This is a genomic window from Bacteroides oleiciplenus YIT 12058 (assembly GCF_000315485.1).
Classification (GTDB): Bacteria; Bacteroidota; Bacteroidia; order Bacteroidales; family Bacteroidaceae; genus Bacteroides; species Bacteroides oleiciplenus.
Window position 1 is genome coordinate 167,316 of record NZ_JH992943.1, and the last position, 23,274, is coordinate 190,589.

The window sequence follows — 23,274 nt, forward strand, 5'->3', positions numbered from 1 at the left end:
TTGCCTCATTACTAATCACTAAACGCTAATCACTAATCACTTTTGTTCCTTTCTTATATCAATATTGAGTTTAATTCAACTCCCCATTCGCATTTTTATATAATTCTTTTGTACCTTTGACGCTCATTATTCAAAAAAACGATTCAACATGATGCAATTATTCCACCGAATGATTTCCGCCGCCCTCGGCATTTCCGAAAAGCAAATCGGCCATACGCTCGATTTACTGGGAGACGGAGCCACTATTCCCTTCATCAGCCGTTATCGTAAGGAAGCCACCGGCGGACTGGATGAAGTGCAAATCGAAGCTATCAAAACGCAATATGAAAAGCTGAACGAGACTGCCAAGCGGAAAGAAACCATCATCAGCACCATCAACGAACAGGGGAAAATGACCCCTGAACTGCAAAAGCGCATTGATGAAACATGGGACAGCACCGTACTCGAAGACATCTACCTGCCCTATAAACCCAAACGCCGCACCCGCGCAGAAGTGGCCCGGCAAAAAGGTCTGGAACCCTTGGCAACCTTATTGATGCTGCAACGTGAACCCAACCCCGGAAAGCGTGCGGAAGCATACGTCAAAGGAGAAGTGAAAGATGCCGAAGATGCCCTGAAAGGTGCACGTGACATCATTGCCGAGCAGGTCAGCGAAGATGAACAGGCACGCAACACCGTGCGCTTTGCTTTCTCCCGGCAAGCCGTCATCACGGCCAAAGTGGTGAAAGGCAAAGAGAGTGAAGCTGATAAATACCGGGATTATTTCGAATTCAGCAAACCGCTCAAGAAGTGCACCTCGCACCAACTGCTCGCCATCCGCCGCGCCGAAGCCGAAGGACTGCTGAAAGTCAGCATTAGTCCTGACGATGAAGAGTGCGTAGAGCGGCTGGAACGCCGCTTCGTGCGCAGCAACAATGCTTGTGGCGAACAAGTGGCAGAGGCCGTGCAGGATGCTTATAAACGTCTGTTGAAGTCGTCCATCGAAACCGAATTTGCCGCACAGAGCAAGGAACAGGCGGACGAAGAAGCCATCCGGGTGTTCGTCCAGAACCTGCGTCAATTGCTGCTTGCCTCCCCACTGGGACAAAAGCGGGTGATGGGCATTGACCCCGGATTCCGCACCGGTTGTAAAGTGGTGTGCCTGGATGCGCAGGGCAACTTGCTGCACAATGAAAATATCTACCCGCATGCCCCGGTGTACAAGACCGCAGATGCCGTATCCAAAATACAAAAAATGGTGGAAGCCTATCAGATAGAAGCCATTGCCGTAGGAAACGGAACAGCAAGCCGTGAAACGGAAGAGTTCCTGAAGCACCAGACGTTCAGAAAGGAAATTCAGGTATTCGTGGTGAGTGAACAAGGTGCTTCCATCTACTCTGCATCCAAGATTGCCCGTGATGAATTTCCCGAATATGACGTCACTGTGCGCGGAGCGGTATCCATTGCCCGTCGCCTGATGGACCCATTGGCAGAGTTGGTTAAAATCGACCCGAAATCCATCGGCGTAGGACAATACCAGCATGATGTGGATCAATCCAAGTTAAAGAAGTCACTGGATTCTACCGTAGAAAGTTGCGTGAATCTGGTCGGAGTCAACCTGAATACGGCAAGCAGCCACCTGCTGACTTACATCTCAGGTTTAGGGCCCCAACTTGCACAGAACATCGTGAACTACCGTGCTGAAAACGGTGCATTCACCTCCCGCAAGCAACTGATGAAAGTGCCGCGCATGGGTGCCAAGGCATTTGAGCAATGCGCCGGCTTCCTCCGCATTCCGCAAGCCCAGAACCCATTGGATAACTCGGCCGTGCATCCCGAAAGTTATTGCATCGTAGAGCAGATGGCAAAAGACCTGGGTTGCAGTGTGGCAGAGCTCATCGCCAGCAAAGAACTCCGCCTGAAAATTCAACCGGAGAAGTACCTCACTCCCACCGTGGGAATGCCGACTCTGAAAGATATCTTGCAGGAACTGGACAAACCGGGACGTGACCCGCGAGGCCCGATAAAGATTTTTGAGTTCGACAAGAATGTGCGCACCATCAACGACCTGCACGAAGGCATGGAACTGCCCGGCATCGTGGGCAACATCACTAATTTCGGCGCTTTTGTCGATATAGGAATCAAAGAAAACGGCCTGATTCACCTTTCACAACTGGCTGACCGCTTCATTTCAGATCCGAACGAGGTCGTATCTATTCACCAGCATGTCCGGGTTCGGGTGCTGAGTGTGGACATGGATCGCAAGAGGATTGCCTTGAAGCTGATTTCAGAATAATTACAGTCATTATAATCATCAACGCGGTGCACACCACAGAGCCTTCGAAGCCAAAAGCACCGCCGTTGATGATATTTTTTTCAGGAAGCTCCAGGCTCAACAGGGTGTTGCCGAATTGTCCGCCACTCACCTCGAAACCAAGAACCGGGCCTTGCAACCAGTTCCAGAAAAGGTGGAGGGCAATGGGAAACCACAAGTTTCGCGTATAGATATAAGAGGCGCCCAGCATCAATCCGGCCAGCAGAATATTCAGAAAAGCAATAAGGGAGAAATTAGGATTAAAGATATGGAGCAGGGAAAACAGGGCTGCTGAAATAAACAATGCCATAAAGCGGTTAACTCCTGCATTCAGCAGGCGTCCCAGCACAAAACCACGAAGGGCGGTTTCCTCTGTAACGGCTACCAACAGCATGAATATCCACATCAGCAACAAGTTAGCTCCATCCCATTGCACTCCGGTTATTTTAATTTCACCGGAAAGATACAACACGCCAAAGCCAATGCCATAGAGTGCAAATGCAACAAATGTTCCCCAAAGAAAGTCCTTCAATCTTCCTTTCACAGATAGTCCCAAGTCAGAAAAGGGTAAGCGGTCCCACCACCTCAACAAAATGAATGCAGCTACCAAAACACCGGCCAGGAAACAACTCTCCTGTACAATGAGCTCCAATGCCCCATTCTGTGCCAAAGCCGGAACCAATGCGAGTAAATCACCCGCCAGAAAAGCAAATGCAGCAGCAAATCCTAATATCAAAAACACATAGACTACAATCTTCGCCGCCACAGACAGATAGATGACTACTTTCGACTCTTGCAGAACGGCACCTGCATTTTCATTCATTGATTCCATATCTCTGTTTCTATATGTTAATACCCCGGCAAAAATACCTATAAAATTAAAACATAGAAAATAACTTCCTGTAAAAAACCGTATATTTGTCTGAAACATATCTGTAACAGCTATGAAAATAAAGAAAGTCTTCACTATCATAATGTTGGCTGCATGTACTTATGTAGCAGCTCAAAATACAGGCACACCCGCCGGAAACAAAACATTTTTCGTCTCCAAAGCCGGTACTTTGGTATCCATGCTCACCGAAGATGAAGCCAACAGCATCACCCATCTCACCCTGACCGGAAAATTGAATGCCATTGACTTCAAACATCTGCGGGATGAATTCAAAAACCTGCAAGTGCTGGACATTTCCAATGCTTCCATCAGTACATACGCCGGCAAGGGCGGCACTTTCCCCGACCGTTTTTATATTTACCCACCCAACTGCGTGCCTGCATATGCATTCTGCCGGCAGACAAGCGACAGCACTTTTACCGGAAAGTCCACTCTGCAAAAAGTTATCCTTTCGGAGAAAATCAAGAATATAGAAGATGCGGCATTCAAGGGTTGTGAGAATCTGAAAATATGCCAGGTGAGAAAGAAGACCGCTCCCAATTTATTGCCGGAAGCGCTGGCAGACAGCATAACAGCCATTTTCGTGCCCCTGGGCAGCAGTGATTCCTACCGTGCCAAGAAGCACTGGGATACGTTTGCTGTGATAGAGGGTGAGCCGGTAGAGGCATTTGTACAGGTAGGTTTGATGGGAAGCCTCGCCAGTGAATTGGTAGAAGCCGGCCTGCAACCCAAAGATGTGAATTTCCTTACTGTAGAAGGAAAACTGGATGCAGCGGACTTCATCCTGATACGAGACTATATGCCCAATCTGGTAGCTATCGACCTGAGTAATTGCAATGCCACCGCTATTCCCGAATATACATTCACACAGAAAAAGTACTTGTTGCGTATTCAGCTTCCAAAGGGGTTGAAAAGCATCGGTCAACGGGCATTCAGTGGTTGCGGACGCCTGTGCGGCACACTGGTGCTGCCGGCAGGAGTAACGGCTATCGAATATGGGGCATTCATGGGATGTGATAACCTGCGGCATGTGGTAGCTACGGGAAATAAAATCACGACGCTGGGAGATAATCTGTTTGGAGACGGGAAGAGTAAGTTGATATATAAATAAACTGCCTCTATACAGGTATTAATTATTCAGTTAAATGACAATGGAACAAAGTCAATTATCACCGTCAACATACAATCATGCCGCGGAAGTAATAAAGACCGCCATACTGCAAGGCCAGTACGAAGCTCTTAAAGGTGAAAACCGCATACAACTTGCAGTCTATTTCGGCATAGGTAAATATGTGTCTCAAAACTCTCGCAAGGAAAAGTGGGGCAGCAGTGCACTTGCAGTCATCAGTGAACGGCTAAGAAAGATTCTGCCCGGATTACGAGGATTCTCTGCAGAAAGTCTCAAGAAAATGAGACAATTTTATGAGAGTTGGACAATGTTAGAATCTGAAGCCACCGTTGCTGTACAAAATGGGTATGAAAACAATTCGGTAATTGCAATTACCGAATTTGACGAAAACGAGATTGACATCTATCATGGAATGTCCGTACCTAATACGACTGATTTCCCAGCCACAGAGTTTTTGACAGTTCCCTTCACTCACCACTCACGTATTTTGAGCAAGGCGAAAACACTGTCAGAGCGGTACTATTATATCCGGCGTTGTGCTCACGAACATTTGTCGGTTGATGCCGTGGTACAACTGATGAAAGAGGATGCCTTTCATACCCAGCAATCAATTCCGAACAATTTCTCCAAGACTATGATGAATGCCAAGGGGGCACGTAAGGCTGTTATGATGTTCAAGGACGAGTATGCCCTCGACTTTATCAACGTAGAGGAAATTGGCGAGCGCGACAGTGAGGACATAGACGAACGTGTGGTAGAGCAGCAGAGAGCTTAATGCCATGGTTTGTGTGGAATTAAAAACGGGAAAGTTTAAGCCCGGCTATCTCGGACAGCTCATGGCCTATCTACGCATCCTTGATGACCATGTGAAGAAACCACATGAGAACCCCACCATCGGCATCGTGCTTTGTAAAGAAGCCAACAAGGAGTACGTAGAATACATCATACAAGATTATGACAAACCCATGGGTGTGGCAACTTATACCAACTCCTCAGACATGCCCGAACGGTTGCGCATGGCTCTGCCGGATATTGAAGAATTAAAGAAACTGCTTTAACAAAAAAAACATCGCCTTGCAATAACTGAATATTGCAAGGCGATATTTTTTATTGCAAGAGCAAATCTTTAGTTTCCGTACATCTTCGCCCTCAGTTCCTTGATATGATCCGAAGTGATATATTCATCGTATTCCATCATCTTATCAATGATACCGTTCGGCGTCAATTCAATAATACGATTGGCTACAGTCTGAATGAACTCGTGGTCATGAGAAGAGAACAGGATGTTGCCTTTATACGTCTTCAGATTGTTATTGAATGCCTGAATAGATTCCAAGTCCAGATGGTTGGTCGGAGTATCCAATATCAGACAGTTGGCATTGCGCAACTGCATGCGGGCAATCATACAACGCATCTTTTCACCTCCCGACAATACACTTGCTTTTTTCAGCACCTCTTCACCGGAGAACAACATACGGCCGAGGAAGCTCTTCATATAGACTTCATTCCCTTCGCCAAACTGGCTCAACCAATCCACCAGGTTCAGGTCGGTATTGAAATATCTGGTATTATCCAGCGGCAAGTAAGCAGTAGTGATGGTGACACCCCAGTTGAAAGTTCCCGCATCCGGTTTCGTCTCTTCATTTATAATCTCGAAGAATGAAGTCATGGCACGGGGATCGCGTGAAAGGAACACTATCTTGTCTCCCTTTTCCACATTGAAGTTAACGTCGCGGAAAAGTACCGTACCATCCTCCAGAGTCTTGGTCAGACCGGAAACTTCCAGAATCTGATTACCCGGCTCACGTTCGGGAGTAAAGATGATACCCGGATATTTACGTGAAGACGGCTTGATTTCTTCCACATTCAGTTTCTCCAGCATCTTCTTACGGCTGGTGGTCTGCTTGCTCTTTGCCACATTGGCACTAAAACGGCGGATGAATTCTTCCAACTCTTTCTTTTTCTCTTCAGCCTTAGCTTTCTGGTTCTGCTGCTGACGCAAAGCCAACTGGCTTGACTCGTACCAGAAGCTATAGTTACCGGCAAAGAGGTTGATTTTGCCATAGTCTATATCGACCGTATGCGTACAAACAGAGTCGAGGAAGTGACGGTCGTGGCTCACAACCAATACGGTATGTTCAAAGTTTGCCAGATACTCTTCCAACCACATCACGGTTTCCATATCCAGGTCATTGGTAGGCTCATCCAGCAACAGGTTATCCGGATTACCGAAAAGAGCTTGCGCCAACATTACACGCACCTTCTCCTTTCCGCTAAGGTCCCCCATCAACATATAGTGTTTGTCTTCCTTGATGCCCAGGCCACTCAACAAAGCGGCAGCGTCACTCTCGGCATTCCAGCCATCCAGTTCCGCAAATCTCTCCTCCAGTTCGGAAACCTTCAAACCGTCTTCATCGGTGAAGTCTTCTTTGGCATAAAGCACTTCACGTTGTTTCATTATATCCCACAGGACAGTATGCCCCATCATCACTGTATCCATTACCGTAAGTGCATCCCACTTAAAGTGATCCTGGCTTAGCACGGAAAGACGTTCGCCCGGGCCTAGCATAATAGAACCGGTAGTAGCATCCAGATCACCCGATATGGTACGCAGGAAAGTAGATTTTCCGGCACCGTTGGCGCCAATGATACCATAACAGTTACCACTCGTAAACTTCAGGTTTACATCATTAAATAACACTCTTTTTCCAAACTGTACGGAAACGTTCGAGACTGTAATCATTGAATTATTTACTATTTATCGATTTACAATTTACTATCTAACACCTATCATTCTGCATTTTGCGGGTGCAAAGATAGGCATTTTTCTACGAATACTCGTAGAAATGCGCTGTCAATCTGACATAAAAGTATTACCTTTGCGGCGTTTTCGACAAAAGCTGCCCGTTTGGCAAAGTTTTTGTTGTATAGCGGTATACTAACTTAAACCTTTGACAGCAATGAAAACAAATCCTTTTTTTAAGAATAATAAAAATAGAAATATGGACCCGAAAGAAAAAGAAAACATCAACGAAGAAGAGTTGGAATCCGGAGCTGTTCAAGAAGAAGCTGCGGAAAATGAAGAGATTCACGAAGAAGAAGAAGTGCAGGAAGAAGCTCCTCTGACCGAGGAAGAAAAGCTCGCCAAGGAACTGGAAGAAGCCAACAAGGTGATAGAAGACCAGAAGGACAAGTATCTGCGCCTCTCTGCTGAGTTTGACAACTACCGTAAACGCACCATGAAGGAAAAGGCTGAACTGATCCTGAACGGCGGTGAGAAAACCATCAGCACCATCCTTCCTGTAGTAGATGACTTTGAACGCGCCCTGAAAAACATGGAAACTGCCACCGATGTGGCAGCCGTGAAAGAAGGAGTGGAATTGATCTATAATAAGTTCATGGCTGTACTGGCACAAGACGGCGTGAAAGTTATCGAGACGAAAGACAAGCCTCTCGACACGGACTATCACGAAGCTATCGCCGTTGTTCCGGCACCGGATAAAGCCCTGAAAGGCAAAATCCTGGATTGCGTACAGACAGGTTACACGCTAAACGACAAAGTAATCCGCCATGCCAAAGTGGTGGTAGGAGAATAACATAATATATATGGAAAAAAGAGATTACTACGAAGTACTGGAAGTAGAGAAGACAGCATCGGTAGAGGAAATTAAGAAAGCTTACCGGAAAAAAGCCATCCAATATCACCCTGACAAAAACCCGGGTGACAAAGTGGCTGAAGAGAAATTCAAAGAAGCGGCAGAGGCATACGATGTACTAAGCAATCAGGACAAGCGTGCCCGTTATGACCAGTTCGGCCATGCCGGAATGAGTGGTGCTGCCGGTAACGGAGGTCCGTTCGGTGGTTTCAGCGGTGGTATGTCCATGGATGATATATTCTCCATGTTCGGAGATATCTTCGGTGGACGTGGCGGTGGCTTCAGCGGCTTCGGAGGAGGCTTTGGCGGCGGAGGCTCGCAGCAGCGTGCACGTTTCCGCGGTTCGGACCTGCGCGTAAAGGTGAAGCTGAACCTGAAAGAAATCTCCACCGGTGTAGAGAAAAAATTCAAACTTAAAAAATACGTTCCCTGTAATCATTGTCACGGAACAGGTGCCGAAGGTGATGGCGGTGCGGAGACTTGTGCAACCTGTAAAGGTAGCGGTACGGTGATCCGTAACCAACAGACCATTCTTGGCACAATGCAGACACGAGCTACCTGTCCCACTTGTGGCGGTGAAGGTAAAATCATCAAAAACAAGTGTAAGGAGTGTGCCGGAGAGGGTATCGTTTACGGCGAAGAAGTGGTAAGCGTAAACATCCCTAAAGGTGTAATGGAAGGCATGCAGCTTTCTATGGGCGGCAAAGGAAATGCCGGCAAGCACAATGGTGTGCCGGGCGACTTGCTGATTCTCGTGGAAGAGGAACAAGACAAGGATTTGATTCGCGACGAGAACGACCTGATTTATAACCTGCTTCTCAGTTTCCCGACCGCCGCCCTGGGCGGTGCGGTAGAGATACCGACCATTGACGGAAAGGTGAAAGTGAAGATTGAATCGGGAACGCAACCGGGCAAAGTACTCCGCCTGCGCGGAAAAGGTCTGCCGAGTGTGAACGGATACGGTACGGGTGACTTATTGGTAAACGTCAGCGTATATGTGCCGGAAACTCTTAATAAAGACGAAAAGAAAGCGCTCGAAGAAATGGAAACGTCAGACAACTTCAAACCGAATACCTCAATTAAAGAGAAGATATTCAAGAAGTTCAAGAGCTTGTTTGATTGACAAGATTCCGAATTCTTAAAAAGCATAATATAAACAGTGTCAGTTAAAGTTTGTATTCATTCTTTAACTGATACGTTTTTTTTATAAATCAACGAACATTTGGTTTATTAAACAAAAAACGTCAAAACGAACCACAATCATCCATTCGTATAGATAGTTTTACTATATTTGCAATCCTTTACTCTATAGAGTAGAGTAAGGGGATGATGATAATTGATAATAGCTGATGAAACTTAAAACAATCCTACTGACTACAGTGGCCACAGGCGCTTTCATGTGCGAGCCTGTTGTGTTGCATGCTGTAAATTCTACACCCGATTCTATGGGATGGTTCCGAAAGAAAAAGAAAAGCGAACCTAACGACAGTGTTAAATCCCCAAACGAGTACGAAAAACTGACCGGAGACGGTAGCACCCTGCGCCGTGGTATGTTCAACGTGTACCAAAAAAAGAATGATTATTACTTTGAGGTACCCACCCACCTGCTGGGCAGGGACATGCTGGTAGTGAACAAGCTGCAACGCGTTCCATCCGAGCTGAATGAAGCCGGAGTGAACCGTGGCACGAACTACGAGAACCAGATGGTGCGCTTCGAGCTGGACAAGGCAACAAATAAATTGCTGATTCGCCAGAGCCGCCCTCTCCCACTCGCTCCTGCCGGAGATGCCATCAGTCAGTCCGTACGCGATAATTACATCTCACCGCTGATAGCCGGTTTCAAAATCGAGGCATTCAATAATGACTCCACTACCATGGTTATCAAGGTGAACGATATTTACGACGGTACGGAAACAAGCATCAATAACGTATTCACGAACATCAACCTGGGAACTTCTTCTATCAAGAACCTTTCCCGTATCCTCTCGATCAAAGCATTCGAGAACAATGTGGTGGCCACCTCCGAACTGACAACGAAAGTGACCGAAGGAACGACTTCTGTTTATGTGACGGTTGAAGTAAGCTCCTCGCTGATGTTGCTGCCGGAAACGCCGATGGCGGGACGACTGGATAATGCCCGGGTGGGGTACTTCACCAATCCATTGCTGAGCTACAGCGACGGACAGCAACGGGTAAACAAACAGCAATTCATCACCCGCTGGCGTCTGGAACCGAAACCGGAAGACCGCGAACGCTATCTGCGTGGTGAATTGGTGGAACCGACAAAACCCATCGTGTTCTACATAGAAAATTCTACGCCGTATCGCTGGCGTAAATACATCAAACAGGGCATTGAGGACTGGCAGGTAGCCTTTGAGCGTGCCGGCTTTAAAAATGCAATCATTGCCAAAGATATCACCGACAGCATGGCGATAGATATGGACGACGTGAATTACTCCGTCCTGACTTATGCCGCCTCAACCAAGGCTAACGCCATGGGTCCCTCAATCCTTGACCCCCGTTCAGGAGAAATCCTGGAAGCGGACATCATGTGGTGGCACAATGTGTTGAATATGCTTCAGGAATGGATCACCGTACAGACTGGAACCGTCCGCCCCGAAGCCCAAGGTATCAAGTTGTCCGACGAACTGATGGGCGACGCTATGCGCTTTGTGGCCTGCCATGAAGTGGGGCACTCATTAGGTTTGCGCCACAACATGATGGGTTCGTGGGCATTCCCCACCGACTCACTCCGTTCCAAGTCGTTTACCGGCCGGATGAACTCTACTTCCTCGTCTATCATGGATTATGCCCGCTTCAACTATGTGGCACAGCCGGGTGACGGTGTCACTGCACTATCCCCGCATATCGGTCCCTATGATATTTTTGCTATTGAATACGGTTACCGTTGGTATGGCAAGGAGACTCCGGAGGAAGAGAAGGATTTGCTTTATGATTTCCTGAGTCGCCATACCGACCGTCTGTATAAATACAGCGAAGCGCAGGATGTGCGCGACGCCGTAGACCCTCGTGCACAGAACGAAGACTTGGGAGATGATGCCGTACGCTCCTCCCAATATGGTATTGCAAACCTAAAGCGGATCGTTCCGGAAATTATAAAGTGGACGACGACCGGAGAAAAAGGACAGACTTATGAGGAAGCTTCACGCTTATACTATGCCGTAATCAATCAATGGAATAACTATCTGTACCATGTACTCGCCAACATCGGTGGTATCTATATAGAAAATACAACTGTGGGTGACGGACAGAAGACTTATACTTTTGTAGAAAAAGAAAAGCAGCAAGCTGCCCTGAAGTTCTTGCTGGATGAAGTGCTGACTTATCCGAAGTGGTTATTTGACACGGAAGTTGGCGAATATACTTATCTGCTTCGCAACACTCCGCTGGGTGTGGTAGAAAATGCACCGACGCAGATATTGAAGAATGCACAGTCGTATATTCTTTGGGATCTCTTGGGCAATAACCGCCTGGTGCGCATGCTCGAAAACGAAGCGGTGAATGGTAAGAAAGCTTTCACGGCTGTAGAGCTGATGGACGGCTTGCATCGCAGCATCTTCGCAACTACCGAGCGTGGTGCGTTGCCCGATGTCATGACGCGTGCCTTACAGAAGAACTTTGTGGATGCGCTGATTACGGCTGCTGCCGAAAGCGAAGGCGTGAAGATCAATAAGAAGTTAATGGATAATCATTTCCTGCTGGATAATCAGTTGCCGCTATGTAGTTGCGACGAGCATGCCCACCGTTCATTGGATGCCGACCGCATGGGTGCCCGCCGCGAATTGAACTTCTACGGCTCGCAACTGAACCGCATCTCAGATGCCATTTCCGTGAAACGGGGCGAATTGCTCCGCATCAAAGAGTTGCTTCAAAGTCGTCTGGGAACATCGGACGTAGCAACCAAATATCATTATAAAGACATGATTCTCCGTATCAACACGGCATTGGGACTTTAAGAAATGACTATTTATCAGCGTTAAATAAATAAGAGTATCTTAATTCTCCTCCTAAGAGGAGGGGAGTTGAGATACATCACGTTGATAAATTATCATCCTGAACCATTTCTAAGAAGGATGATTAAAACACACCTTTTACAGTTTTCAATATAAGTATTAATTTTATTTTTTTAATAGATGAAAAGACGCTTATCTATCACATTCCTATTACTAATAGGAGCCCTTAGTTACGCCCTTGCCGCAAACCGGCAGATAGAGGGTGTAGTAATTTCTTCGGAGGATAATTTACCTCTCATCGGTGCTTCCGTCTATGTGACGACTGATGATTTGAAGAAAAACGGGAATAACCAGTCGACTATCGGTGTCATTACGGATATTGACGGTAAGTTCTCAATCTCCATTCCGGAAGGTATTACCCGCTTTTATTGTAGCTATGTGGGCTATGATGTAGTGGAAGTAAAGCTCATACCGGGCAAAAATAAATATGATATCACTCTTCAACCTTCCGCCCACATGCTCGATGCGGTAGTTGTGACGGGATATCAGACTGTAGAACGTCGCAAACTGACGGCTGCCGTATCGAAGATCGATATTTCGGACCAGATGGTAGGTGCCACCAAAAGCATAGACCAGGCATTGGCCGGACAGATTGCCGGACTTTCCGTAAGCAACATTTCCGGTACTCCGGGTGCTCCTGCCAAAATCCGTATTCGCGGTACATCCTCCCTGAATGGTACGCAAGACCCTTTGTGGGTGTTGGATGGTATTCCATTGGAAGGAACCAATATTCCCAATATGGAGGTACTGAAAGACATCGACAATATTGGTCAGACTGCCATTGCCGGACTTAATCCTGCCGACATCGACAATATCACCGTACTGAAAGATGCTGCCGCAACCGCCATTTACGGTGCCCGTGCAGCCAATGGTGTAATCGTGATTACTACCAAGAAAGGTAAAGTAGGCAAACCGGTTATCAACTTCTCCACCAAACTAACCTATTCTCCGAAGTTGAACATAGACCGCTTGAACCTGTTGAACTCGGAAGAAAAAGTAGGTCTGGAACTCGACCTGCTGGCAGCCGGCTATCCTTACAGAGAAACCAAAGGTGAAGTATACCGCATCATCTCTGGCATGAACGAACTCAAAAACTTCAAAGACGGAGGTTGGGACGCTTTGTCGCCAAACGCTCAAAGTGCCATCAACAAACTGAAAGCAACCAATACGGATTGGAGTGATATACTTTTCCGTGATGCATTTACGCAAGAGTATAACCTGTCTCTGTCCGGTGGTAGTGAAAAGGCAACTTACTATACTTCTTTCGGATATATGAAAGAGAATGGTAACGTTCCGAATGTATCGGCCGAGCGATTGAACTTAGTGATGAAGACCAGCTATAAGGTGAACAGTATCCTGAAAGTCGGTGCTTCGATGTTTGCCAACCGCCGTAAGAATTCGAGTTATCTGCCGGATTCAGATGGCTTAACCAATCCGATATTCTACTCGCGTCTGGCTAATCCTTACTTCACGCCCTATGATGCCAACGGTAACTACAATTACGACATCGACGTGGAGAATGATGTGGACATGGACTTTGGATATAATCCATTTGAAGAACAAAGAAATACCACTAACGAAACCACCATCAACGGGCTTTCCTCCATCTTCGATGCAGAGTTACGTTTTGACGACCGGTTCAAGCTTACTACTCAACTCGGACTGCAACTCGATAAGACTTCTATCGAAAAGATTGCCGACGAAGAATCTTTTGCCATGCGTAAGGAAAAAAAGAACCATCGCTATAATGGTGTGACTTATCTGCCGGAAGGAGGATTCCATAAGGCTAACGAAAACTCGTTGTCTCAACTCACCTGGAAAGCGATGGGAGAATATCGAGATACCTACAACGACATCCATGAGTTTGAAGTAATGGTGGGAACGGAAATCCGCAAGACATGGGAAGAGAAACTGTATAGTGCCGGTTATGGATTTGACCGTAAAACGCTGACAACAAAGCCGATTATCTTCCCGGAAGAGAGCCAGGCTTTCAAGTTGCATGAAAAGGGTCATGTGGAGAATGCATATGTATCCGCTTTCTCAACCCTGTCTTATTCGTTGCTGAACCGCTATACATTGGGCGGAAGTATCCGCTTCGACGGTTCCGACCTTTTCGGTGTAGACAAGAAGTACCGCTATCTGCCCTTATATTCAGTAAGTGGTTTATGGCGTGTTTCTCAGGAACCTTTTATGGCAGGCGCCAAATGGATAGACAATCTGGTAGTCCGTGCATCCTATGGTTTGCAGGGAAACATAGATAAAAACACCTCTCCTTTCCTTTTGGGAAACTACAGAGTTGAAAACATCCTGCCGGGAGGTTCAGAAGACATGATTGACGTTTCCGGCGCACCGAATAAAAAACTGCGCTGGGAAAAGACCCACTCAGTAAATGCCGGTTTTGACTTTGCAGTCTTGAATCAGGGTATCAACCTGAGCGTGGATTACTATTATCGCAAAGGGGTAGATTTGATTGGTACGCAGATGCTGCCGCTGGAAACTGGCTTTGAAATGCTGACCGTCAACTGGGCCAGTATGCAGAACCAGGGTGTCGAAGTTGCCCTCAGCACACGCAATGTCCACACCAAGAACTTCATGTGGACCACTAACTTCAACTTCGCATACAACAACAATAAAGTACTGAAAGAAGCACTGCGCGAAGATGCTCTGGAACCGGGACGTGAAGGTTATCCCGTAGGAGCCTTGTTTGCCCTGAAAACAGCCGGGCTGGATGAAGAAGGTTATCCGAAGTTTCAGGATAAAGACGGAAAAGCCGTATCGGCTATGGAATTCTTTAAATTGCAGGAATGGGGATTCGGAGCAACCGACCTGACAGCCCGCGAGCGTCGTGAACTTTACACGTATGTCGGTACTGCTGACTGCCCTTATACAGGCGGTTTCAATAATACTTTCACCTATAAGGCTTTTGAACTGGGCGTCAACTTCAGTTTCGACTTTGGTGGAAAAGTACGCAGCCAGCCCACCTACTCTATCGTTGATTTCGACAAAGGACGTAACACGAACCGTGACATCCTGAATCGTTGGACTCCGGAAAATACAGAAACGATCTTCCCGGTTCTGCTGAGTCAGAACGAACGTCTGGACGAATATATGTGGTATTCAAATCAAAGTGAAATATACCGTAACCTGGATATTTGGATCAGAGACCTGAACTATGTGAGACTGCAAAATATTCGGTTGGGCTATACATTGCCCACTAACTTCAGCCGCACGTTGGGAATGACTTCCGCCACGGTTGCCATAGAGGGACGTAACTTATTGGTATTCGGCTCAAGCTATAAAAACTATCTCGATCCGGAAACCATGTCCAATGCTTATGCAACACCGGCTCCCAAGTCCGTGACCTTGAGCCTGAACCTGATTTTTTAATTTTATAGAGAGTAACAACAATGAGAAAGATATATATCATGTTATTGATGAGCAGTGTAGTATTGCTGACTGCTTGCGATATGCTGGATATCCAGCCTACGGGAAAAGTGATACCCCAGACCTTAGCTGAGTACAGAGCGCTGATTGCCACAGCTTATAAGAGCGTTCCCGATGCCAGAGGACTGGCTTGCTTCCGCTCTGACGAATTGTATGTAAAAGATGATAGTTGGGAACAGGATCGTTACGGAAAAATAGAATGTTGGGATGATTTCAGTGCTCCGGGACAGACTACTTCCTTTGAGTGGAAGAACTTCTATAGCATCATGTTCACCGTGAACTATACTATGGAAGAACGGAACTCAATCAACGAAGGAAGCGAAGAAGATATCAACCAATTGATTGGTGAGTGTTATCTGCTCCGTGCCTACATGCATTTCCTGTTGGTAAACCTTTACGGACAGCCTTACACCCGTCCGGGAGCGTTAGAAACGAAAGCTGTGCCGTTGAAACTGAACAGTGATATCAACGAAATTCTGAAGAAGAATACAGTTGCACAGATTTATGAGTCTGTACTCTCAGATATCAATGAAGCTGAAAAGTTGATTAATAAGGAATCCTGGGAACAGAAGTTTTCTTATCGTTTCACCACCTTATCCGTAAAAGCTCTCCGTGCCCGTGTATATTTGTATATGGGACAATGGGACAATGCATATAAGGCTGCTGAATCCGTTCTTGCCGAGAAGAATACACTGGAAGATTTCAACGACGAAGCGTTTATGCTGCCGAACAACTACCAGTCCGTAGAGAATATTACAGCTTTGGAGCGCGGCATGTCCTCCAACTACACTCAGGCGGCTGTTCTATCCGAAGCTTTGGCATCTTCATACGGAGAAGGAGATTTGCGTCTGGATGCTTACTTCAAACCGGCTGACAAGAACGGTTACCGTTTTAGTCAGAAGAGTGGAAAAGATGATTTCCGTTGCTCCTTCCGTGTGGGCGAAATGTATCTGAATTCAGCAGAAGCGGCTGCACAATCGGACAAACTCCCCCAAGCACGCACCCGATTGCTGGAGTTAATGGAGAAACGCTATACACCGGAGGCATATACAGTAAAAGCAACTGCCGTGAACGCAATGAACAAAGAAGCCCTGATACAGGAGATTCTGGATGAACGTGCGCGTGAATTAGCTTTTGAAGGACATCGCTGGTTCGACTTACGCCGTACCACCCGCCCTCGCATTGAAAAAGTGCTCAAAGGAGGAACCTATGTATTGGAACAGGATGATTCGCGTTATACAATTCAAATTCCAAGAGAAGCGATAGCTGCTAATCCGGAGTTGTCAAACTGATAAATAAGTAGAGTTGATAAACAAGAAAACCTCCTTTCTCATCCTGTTATGGTAATTGAGAAAGGAGGTTTTTATTGTGAGTTATCTATCTTAAAGCGTATCTTCAATAGCCTTTTTGATAATTGGTTCCATTATATCATACCCTTCACTTGTCGGATGTACTCCATCCTTCGTATATTGAGGATTTAATGCTCCGCTTTCATCCAACACCATCGCCTGGTAATAATCCACATAAGGAATCTTGTTTGCTTTTGCATACGCTGCCACACGGGCATTTAATGATTGGATTTTCTGAGGAGCATCCTTTATTTCCGGTCTCCATTTAAAAGTTGCTGCCGGCAGCACAGATGTCAAAATCACTTTTATCTTATTTGCTTTAGCCAACTCTACCATAGAAATAATATTTCCAAATGTATACTCTTCATTGTAGGAACCTACATTTTCAGCAACATCATTAGTTCCAGCATTTATGACTACTAAAGCCGGAGAAAGATTAATAACATCCTCACGGAAACGCAATAAGAATTGGTAAGAGGTTTGTCCACTAATGCCGCGGCCTATATAACCATTTGTTTTAAAGAAGTCCGGATGAGTTCTCACCCACCCTTCCGTAATGGAATTTCCCATGAAGACAACTCTTTTCTCTTTCTTTACGGGCTTTGGAAGTGCAGCGTTTTCTTTTGCATAACGAGCTAAATTGGCAAAATTGTTCTTTTGAGCATATGCCTCACTGATTGATAATCCTCCCAGAATAGTAATTAACAACAAACATTGTTTTAATCTTTTCATTTTCATACTTAGATATTAATTATTAGGATATGCAAAGATAAAAAGATTCCTGCAAAGAAATTGTTTCTTCTACCACTTTACTTCCATTTCTTCACAGCCTTTTTATCTACTCCCATAGCCTCAATCAAGCTCAAAGCAAACCCACCACTGCGTGCCATTTTTACAGATATTTTGGTCTTATTGGTTACAATACCCTTCTTTATCTGATATGCAGCAGGATTCTTTTCATAATCAGCAGCTTTGCCATCAGCATACAGCGTAGCTACGTACTCTTTTCCCGGTTCCAGAAAGTCGAGAGTAAAAGTAGAAACACGGGCATTTTCATCCGTAATGCCACCCACAAACCAGTTGCCTGTACCCTTAGCTTTACGAGCTACGGTTATATAATCGCCCGGTTCAGCTTCAAGATACTTACTGTCATCCCAATCAACAGCAACATCTTTAATGAATTGGAAAGCATCCAAATGGCGTTCATAACTTTCCGGCAGGTCAGCCGCCATCTGCAACGGACTGTAAAGAGTGACATACAAAGCCAGTTGCTTAGCCAGAGTCGTATGAATCTGACCATGATTCTCACGATTCAGGAATGTCAGGCAGATATCAAAAATACCTGGAGTATAATCCATCGGACCACCTATTAGACGGGTAAAAGGAAGCAATGTAGTATGAAATGGTTTATTCCCATCATAAGGTTCAAACTCAGTACCACGAGCAGATTCATTACCGATCAGATTCGGATAAGTGCGGCACAAGCCGGTAGGACGTACTGCCTCATGAGCATTTACACAGATTTTATACTCAGCAGCTTTCTTCACTGCATATAGATAATGATTATTCATCCATTGCCCGTAATGGTGTTCACCCCGAGGAATGATATCACCAACATAGCCGCTCTTCACTGAGTTGTATCCATTATCTACCATAAACTGATAAGCTTTATCCAGATGACGTTCATAGTTACGAACGGAAGCCGACGTTTCATGATGCATCATCAATCTTACTCCTTTACTCCGGGCATAATCATTCAGCATTTTTACATCAAAATCAGGATAAGGAGTAACAAAGTCAAAGACAAAATCTCTGGAACTTCCTCCCCAACTTTCCCAACCTTCATTCCAACCTTCCACCAAGACCTGATCCATGCCATGCTCGGCTGCAAAATCGATATATCTTTTCACATTCTCATTATTGGCAGCATGACGGCCGTTTGGCTTGATCTTCGTATAATCGTTTTCACCGAATCTCATAGCAAGCAACTCATCTGTATAGCTCCATGACTTCATGCCTGTAATCATCTCCCACCAGACGCCGATATACTTCACCGGCTTAATCCAAGAGACGTCCTCATAAGCACAAGGTTCATTTAGATTCAAAGTCAGTTTCGATGCCAGAATATCCCGTGCATCATCACTGACTATAATAGTACGCCAAGGAGTTCTGGAAGGAGCTTGCATATAAGCTTTGTTACCCAAGACATCAGGTGTCAACCATGACTCAAATATCAGATTATTATCATCCAAGTTTAGGTGCATACAGGAGTAATCGACCAAAGCGGCTTCATGCAAATTGATATAGATGCCATCATCCGTCTTCATCTGTAAGGAGGTTTGAACACCTGTAGGAGAAAATACAAATTGTGAAGCATTTACCGTTACGGCACTTTCCATTAAACCCCGTATTTCTGATAATTTAGACTCAGTATAGTCATACTCCTGTGTATCATAGTCACCCGGTATCCAAAAGGCAAGATGATCGCCTGCCATGGCAAACTGGGTATGTTCTTCTTTCACTATAAAATAGTTCAGATTCCTTTGCAAGGGAAATTCATACCGGAATCCTAAACCATCATTGTAAAGCCGGAAACGAATAATCATATTACGATTCTGAGCTTTCTGTTCCAGAGTCACAGCCAGTTCATTATAGTGATTACGAATTTGCGCAACTTCTCCCCATACCGGCTTCCAGGTTTCATCAAAAGTTGAAGTCTCAGTACCAGTTAATGTAAAATTATTCATCAATCCGGGATCATCTTTCAATTCCAAGCCCAATTTTGAAGGTTTCACTACAGCCTTGCCTTTATAGAAAAGCTGATATACCGGTTCTCCCTGTGCATTTACTGTAAAATCTAAATGAAGATTTCCATCCGGTGAAGTGATACTTTCAGCCATTATTGCTCCACAGGTTAGCAGAAATAGCAAGAAACTAAATAATCTTTTAGACAAACATTCCATATTCAATGATTTATATATATTTTATCTACCAAATCTCCATTCATATTCTTTATTTCCAGATACAGTTTATCTTCCTGCACCACGCCTTTCAACACTGTATTACTGGAATTATCAATAACCGGGAAACGTACTTTTTCCGTCGGTTTATTATTAAAGTACTGGTGTAAATGCCCACAAAGCATCACGTCTACTCCGGCTTCATTCAATATAGGAACAAATTTTTCCGCAACTTCTGCCTGCCCATGCCATAAGTCTTCATCGGGAAGAGGAGGCATATGGGCAATAATCACCTTAAACTTCGCATCCAGAAATTCCTGCGACTTTACGGCTTCGGAAAGCCACTTGGCTTGTTCCGTACGGTAATTGTCATAATCCGTTATACCATGATACTCTATATCCGAGTCAGGTTTGTCCTCGCCTGTATCTAGAAAAATGAAACAGACCGGACCTTGACGCAACAGGAAGTACAGATGAGGTTCCTTAGGAGAGAAATAGTGCTGGAAGGAAGTTGCAAACAAACCACGGGTCTCATGATTTCCACGAGCGTAATACATCGGTTTCTTTGTAGCAAACAGTTCGATGGTGATATCCATAAAACCTCTGAACAGGTCTTCTTCATCCATCAACCAGTTCATCATGTCACCGTTGTAAATAATCATATCCGTTTCTTTGTAACCGGCAATATCCAACAGTTTCGGGATATAATCTGTATTGCCATGAATGTCGTTCAGCATGATAAAAGAAGTCGTCGGCTTATTGCGGTCATTTGTCGTGAACTTCAGAGTGCGACGATCATAAATACTGGGAGCAGCCACATTTCCATAAATGATTTCTTCTCCTTTACGCTCCAAAACTTCCTGGGAGTAAATACGATAACGATAACTGGTGCCTGGCTTAAGACCAGTAACCCGGACGGTATGCAACTGCGATACATTCTTCACCCCGTTCGTCGCATCGAAAAATTTGGTTCGTTCAAAACGGTAATAACTTGTACCATCATCCGGTGCCACCTCTACCCAGCCAACAGAGGCTTTATTGGATACCCATACAATTGTAGTCTCCGTCTCTTTCAGGTTCTGAAGATAAGGGCCGTGTTTGATAGCGATTTGTTCCTGGGCAAATCCGGCAATAACCGTAAGCGCACATATTACGCTAAATAAAAATCTTTTCATGACAATAAAGTTTATCTATCTTATTTTTTATTTTTAGGAGTCAACTTTACCAATACAACCCCATGCGCAGGAACCTTAAAACTCAGATTATCACTGGAAGTTCCAAGATATTTGTTTTTGTTCCAGATGTCATACACATCATACTCCAGTTCCCAAAACCTGATATCTGCAAAATGATAGTTGTCTTTTCCAATCTTATACTCGAATGTCCAGGGCTGTTCATCACGATTAAAGAAACAAACAGCGGCTTCTCCATCCGCCAATTGTTTTACCCATACCTCATGTTGTTCTATTTTCATATATCGGCGTCCTTGTACACCCAGCTTATCCTGATTTACAGCAATCACATCCTTATTCGTCAGAATAGATAACGTCTCCTTATCCATGTTCCTCAAATCATTTCCCGCCAACAACGGTGCAGCCAGCATACACCACATTGTGAAGTGTGAACGATTTTCGTCAGTGGTCAATACCCCATTACCCACTTGCAGCATATCCGGATCGTTCCAGTGTCCCGGACCGGCATAAGGATACAAATCAGCATTCTTATCAATGATGTCTACCACACTACAGCCTCCCCAGTGCACCGTACCTTTAAAGGCATTGATAATATCGCCCGTAGTTCTCCACAAATGGCCGACACCCTTTGCCCACGTCCAAGGTTTGCTGCTTCCCCATTCGCAAATAGAAAATACAATAGGGCGACCACTGGCTCTTAAAGCATCGCGCATAGTACGATAAGCTCCCTGAGGACTTTGGGCCTCATCAAAACACCAGTCATATTTCAGGAAATCAACTCCCCATTCCGCATAAGTACGGGCATCCTGAAACTGGTATCCACGGCTTCCCGGGCGTCCGGCACAAGTCAGCGAACCGGCACAGGAATAGATACCGAACTTCAGTCCTTTGGAATGTATATAATCCGCCAGCGCCTTTATGCCGGAAGGGAAACGTACTGAGTCGACCACGATATTCCCGTCTGCATCACGGCCCACCTGCCAGCAATCATCAACATTTACATAAGTATAACCGGCATCTTTCATCCCGTTTGCCACAATCAGGTCTGCCATATCCCGTATCTGTTGCTCATTGACATCACAGCTAAAACAGTTCCAGCTATTCCAACCCATAGGGGGAGTTAACGCCAGTGAATCGGCACCCTCAGCACGAACAATAATGAACGTACACACAACTATTACAAAACACAAAATTCTTTTCTTCATAGTACTATTGGTTTTAAAATTAAAAATAGAGTTCTATCGCAAAGACGCCACATCAATCACCAACTGGCTGTTATCCGTAATATAAGTATTAGTGAACTTCACCTTATCATTCAAGCGAACCTTGAATTCTACTGTAGCATTTCCTAAAATAGTACCCGCCTTATTATCCAGTAAAATTTCAAAATTCAGTGTCGACTTATTCACTACCTTCACCAGTGCCTGGTTACCGCTTACCTCCTTCACTTCGTATGCCAGACACGCCTTTACCAAAGCTGTCAGATTCTTTTCCGAACCAATCAGAATATCCCCGAACTTCACAACGGAACGTCCGGCAAACAATGCTTCTTTCACACCTTCGTGCGAACGTTCCCTGGCAAAGATTATAGTCATCGGACCATACTGTTTGTCTGTTCGATAGGTCTGTTTATACACACCGTGGATATCGGTATTGCCCATATACGTCAGATTATACTCCTTACAATAGTTAAATGCTTTCGGATAATACTCAAAGCCGTTCACCAACTCCACACCATGTATCTTCTTTTGCTTAATCAAATCCTTATGGACTTTATAGATAGTGCTCGTATCATTCGGCCAACCCGGATGATTCCACATGATGAAGGCCCCCTGTTCCAAAGCATTGTCTATGGCCACCAACGGGTCTTCTACATCCAAAGCGTTCGCATCTTTCAGGAAAAGAGCATTGATATGCCCCAGTGGTTTGGAACGGGTTATCTCAGCACCCGGAATCACAACCAGATTAGAACTGTTTTCCACAGTTTTCGCTCTTTTATAGGACTCATTATGATCGGCTGTGATAAACTTGTTCGGACGATACTCTATGTGATCAGTTATAGCAATCACATCCAATCCGCGGATAGCACCTTCCCATACCCGGTTTTCAGGTTTCACATCTCCGTCAGAGAAGATGGTGTGAGTATGGAAATCACACTTCAAGGTTTTGTATCCCTCTACGTCGGGAATATAGACATACTCTCCCGAATAAGGCTGCTGTGCCTCCGGAACCTTCACCACATCCAGGCCCTGCAATTGTGCAGAGACCCGGAAAGTGAAAGCCGACAAAAAAGCTAAGGACAGATATAACTTTTTCATTCTTTT

At 45.3% G+C, this 23,274-nt stretch carries 16 protein-coding genes; 9 read left to right on the forward strand and 7 right to left on the reverse strand.

Annotated elements, in window-relative coordinates; all coding sequences use genetic code 11:
- Nucleotides 1-148 precede the first annotated feature (148 nt).
- Nucleotides 149-2,275 carry a Tex family protein gene (locus HMPREF9447_RS17200; protein ID WP_009131031.1) on the forward strand — a complete coding sequence of 709 codons (2,127 nt, stop codon included), beginning with the start codon at nt 149-151 and terminating at the stop codon, nt 2,273-2,275.
- Here HMPREF9447_RS17200 and HMPREF9447_RS17205 read toward each other — a convergent pair.
- Nucleotides 2,193-3,125, reverse strand: a complete 933-nt coding sequence (locus HMPREF9447_RS17205) for a CPBP family intramembrane glutamic endopeptidase (protein WP_009131032.1) — start codon at nt 3,123-3,125, stop codon at nt 2,193-2,195. The genes HMPREF9447_RS17200 and HMPREF9447_RS17205 overlap by 83 nt on opposite strands.
- Nucleotides 3,126-3,237: 112 nt before the next feature.
- Between HMPREF9447_RS17205 and HMPREF9447_RS17210 the strand changes: the two genes are divergently transcribed.
- From HMPREF9447_RS17210 to HMPREF9447_RS29445, 3 genes are read left to right on the forward strand one after another with little or no spacing between them, the layout of a single operon-like run.
- Nucleotides 3,238-4,296: a leucine-rich repeat domain-containing protein gene (locus tag HMPREF9447_RS17210; RefSeq protein ID WP_009131033.1), complete on the forward strand. Its 1,059-nt coding sequence runs from the start codon at nt 3,238-3,240 to the stop codon at nt 4,294-4,296.
- Between the two features lie 40 nt (nt 4,297-4,336).
- Nucleotides 4,337-5,089 (forward strand): DUF1016 N-terminal domain-containing protein, encoded by a 753-nt coding sequence (locus HMPREF9447_RS17215; RefSeq protein WP_394330298.1) that lies wholly within the window; start codon nt 4,337-4,339, stop codon nt 5,087-5,089.
- A gap of 13 nt (nt 5,090-5,102) precedes the next feature.
- Nucleotides 5,103-5,372, forward strand: a complete 270-nt coding sequence (locus HMPREF9447_RS29445; RefSeq protein WP_374937427.1) for a PDDEXK nuclease domain-containing protein — start codon at nt 5,103-5,105, stop codon at nt 5,370-5,372.
- A 68-nt stretch (nt 5,373-5,440) separates the two neighbouring features.
- Here HMPREF9447_RS29445 and HMPREF9447_RS17225 read toward each other — a convergent pair whose 3' ends face one another.
- The gene (locus HMPREF9447_RS17225; RefSeq protein WP_009131036.1) at nt 5,441-7,057 is read right to left on the reverse strand and encodes an ABC-F family ATP-binding cassette domain-containing protein; all 1,617 of its coding nucleotides are present in this window, start codon (nt 7,055-7,057) and stop codon (nt 5,441-5,443) included.
- Nucleotides 7,058-7,274: 217 nt separating this feature from the next.
- Here HMPREF9447_RS17225 and HMPREF9447_RS17230 point away from each other — a divergent pair, with 217 nt between their 5' ends.
- From HMPREF9447_RS17230 to HMPREF9447_RS17250, 5 genes are all read left to right on the forward strand, one after another.
- Nucleotides 7,275-7,910 (forward strand): nucleotide exchange factor GrpE, encoded by a 636-nt coding sequence (locus tag HMPREF9447_RS17230; protein WP_044138327.1) that lies wholly within the window; start codon nt 7,275-7,277, stop codon nt 7,908-7,910.
- A 10-nt stretch (nt 7,911-7,920) separates the two neighbouring features.
- The gene (gene dnaJ / locus HMPREF9447_RS17235; RefSeq protein ID WP_009131038.1) at nt 7,921-9,093 is read left to right on the forward strand and encodes a molecular chaperone DnaJ; all 1,173 of its coding nucleotides are present in this window, start codon (nt 7,921-7,923) and stop codon (nt 9,091-9,093) included.
- A 226-nt stretch (nt 9,094-9,319) separates the two neighbouring features.
- Nucleotides 9,320-11,947 carry a zinc-dependent metalloprotease gene (locus HMPREF9447_RS17240; RefSeq protein ID WP_009131039.1) on the forward strand — a complete coding sequence of 876 codons (2,628 nt, stop codon included), beginning with the start codon at nt 9,320-9,322 and terminating at the stop codon, nt 11,945-11,947.
- 177 nt (nt 11,948-12,124) lie between these two features.
- Nucleotides 12,125-15,391, forward strand: coding sequence for a SusC/RagA family TonB-linked outer membrane protein (locus HMPREF9447_RS17245; RefSeq protein ID WP_009131040.1), 3,267 nt, complete (start codon nt 12,125-12,127; stop codon nt 15,389-15,391).
- Between the two features lie 20 nt (nt 15,392-15,411).
- Nucleotides 15,412-16,740 (forward strand): RagB/SusD family nutrient uptake outer membrane protein, encoded by a 1,329-nt coding sequence (locus HMPREF9447_RS17250; protein WP_009131041.1) that lies wholly within the window; start codon nt 15,412-15,414, stop codon nt 16,738-16,740.
- 90 nt (nt 16,741-16,830) lie between these two features.
- Here HMPREF9447_RS17250 and HMPREF9447_RS17255 read toward each other — a convergent pair whose 3' ends face one another.
- From HMPREF9447_RS17255 to HMPREF9447_RS17275, 5 genes are all read right to left on the reverse strand, one after another.
- Nucleotides 16,831-17,535, reverse strand: a complete 705-nt coding sequence (locus HMPREF9447_RS17255) for an SGNH/GDSL hydrolase family protein (RefSeq protein ID WP_009131042.1) — start codon at nt 17,533-17,535, stop codon at nt 16,831-16,833.
- 71 nt (nt 17,536-17,606) lie between these two features.
- Nucleotides 17,607-19,760, reverse strand: coding sequence for a glycoside hydrolase family 97 protein (locus HMPREF9447_RS17260; RefSeq protein WP_009131043.1), 2,154 nt, complete (start codon nt 19,758-19,760; stop codon nt 17,607-17,609).
- A 2-nt stretch (nt 19,761-19,762) separates the two neighbouring features.
- Nucleotides 19,763-20,932 (reverse strand): FN3 domain-containing metallophosphoesterase family protein, encoded by a 1,170-nt coding sequence (locus tag HMPREF9447_RS17265; protein ID WP_009131044.1) that lies wholly within the window; start codon nt 20,930-20,932, stop codon nt 19,763-19,765.
- Nucleotides 20,933-20,952: 20 nt separating this feature from the next.
- Nucleotides 20,953-22,155: a glycoside hydrolase family 27 protein gene (locus HMPREF9447_RS17270; RefSeq protein WP_009131045.1), complete on the reverse strand. Its 1,203-nt coding sequence runs from the start codon at nt 22,153-22,155 to the stop codon at nt 20,953-20,955.
- A gap of 33 nt (nt 22,156-22,188) precedes the next feature.
- Entirely contained in the window at nt 22,189-23,268 is a 1,080-nt protein-coding gene (locus tag HMPREF9447_RS17275; protein ID WP_009131046.1) for a PHP domain-containing protein, read from the reverse strand.
- Between the last annotated feature and the right edge of the window lie 6 nt (nt 23,269-23,274).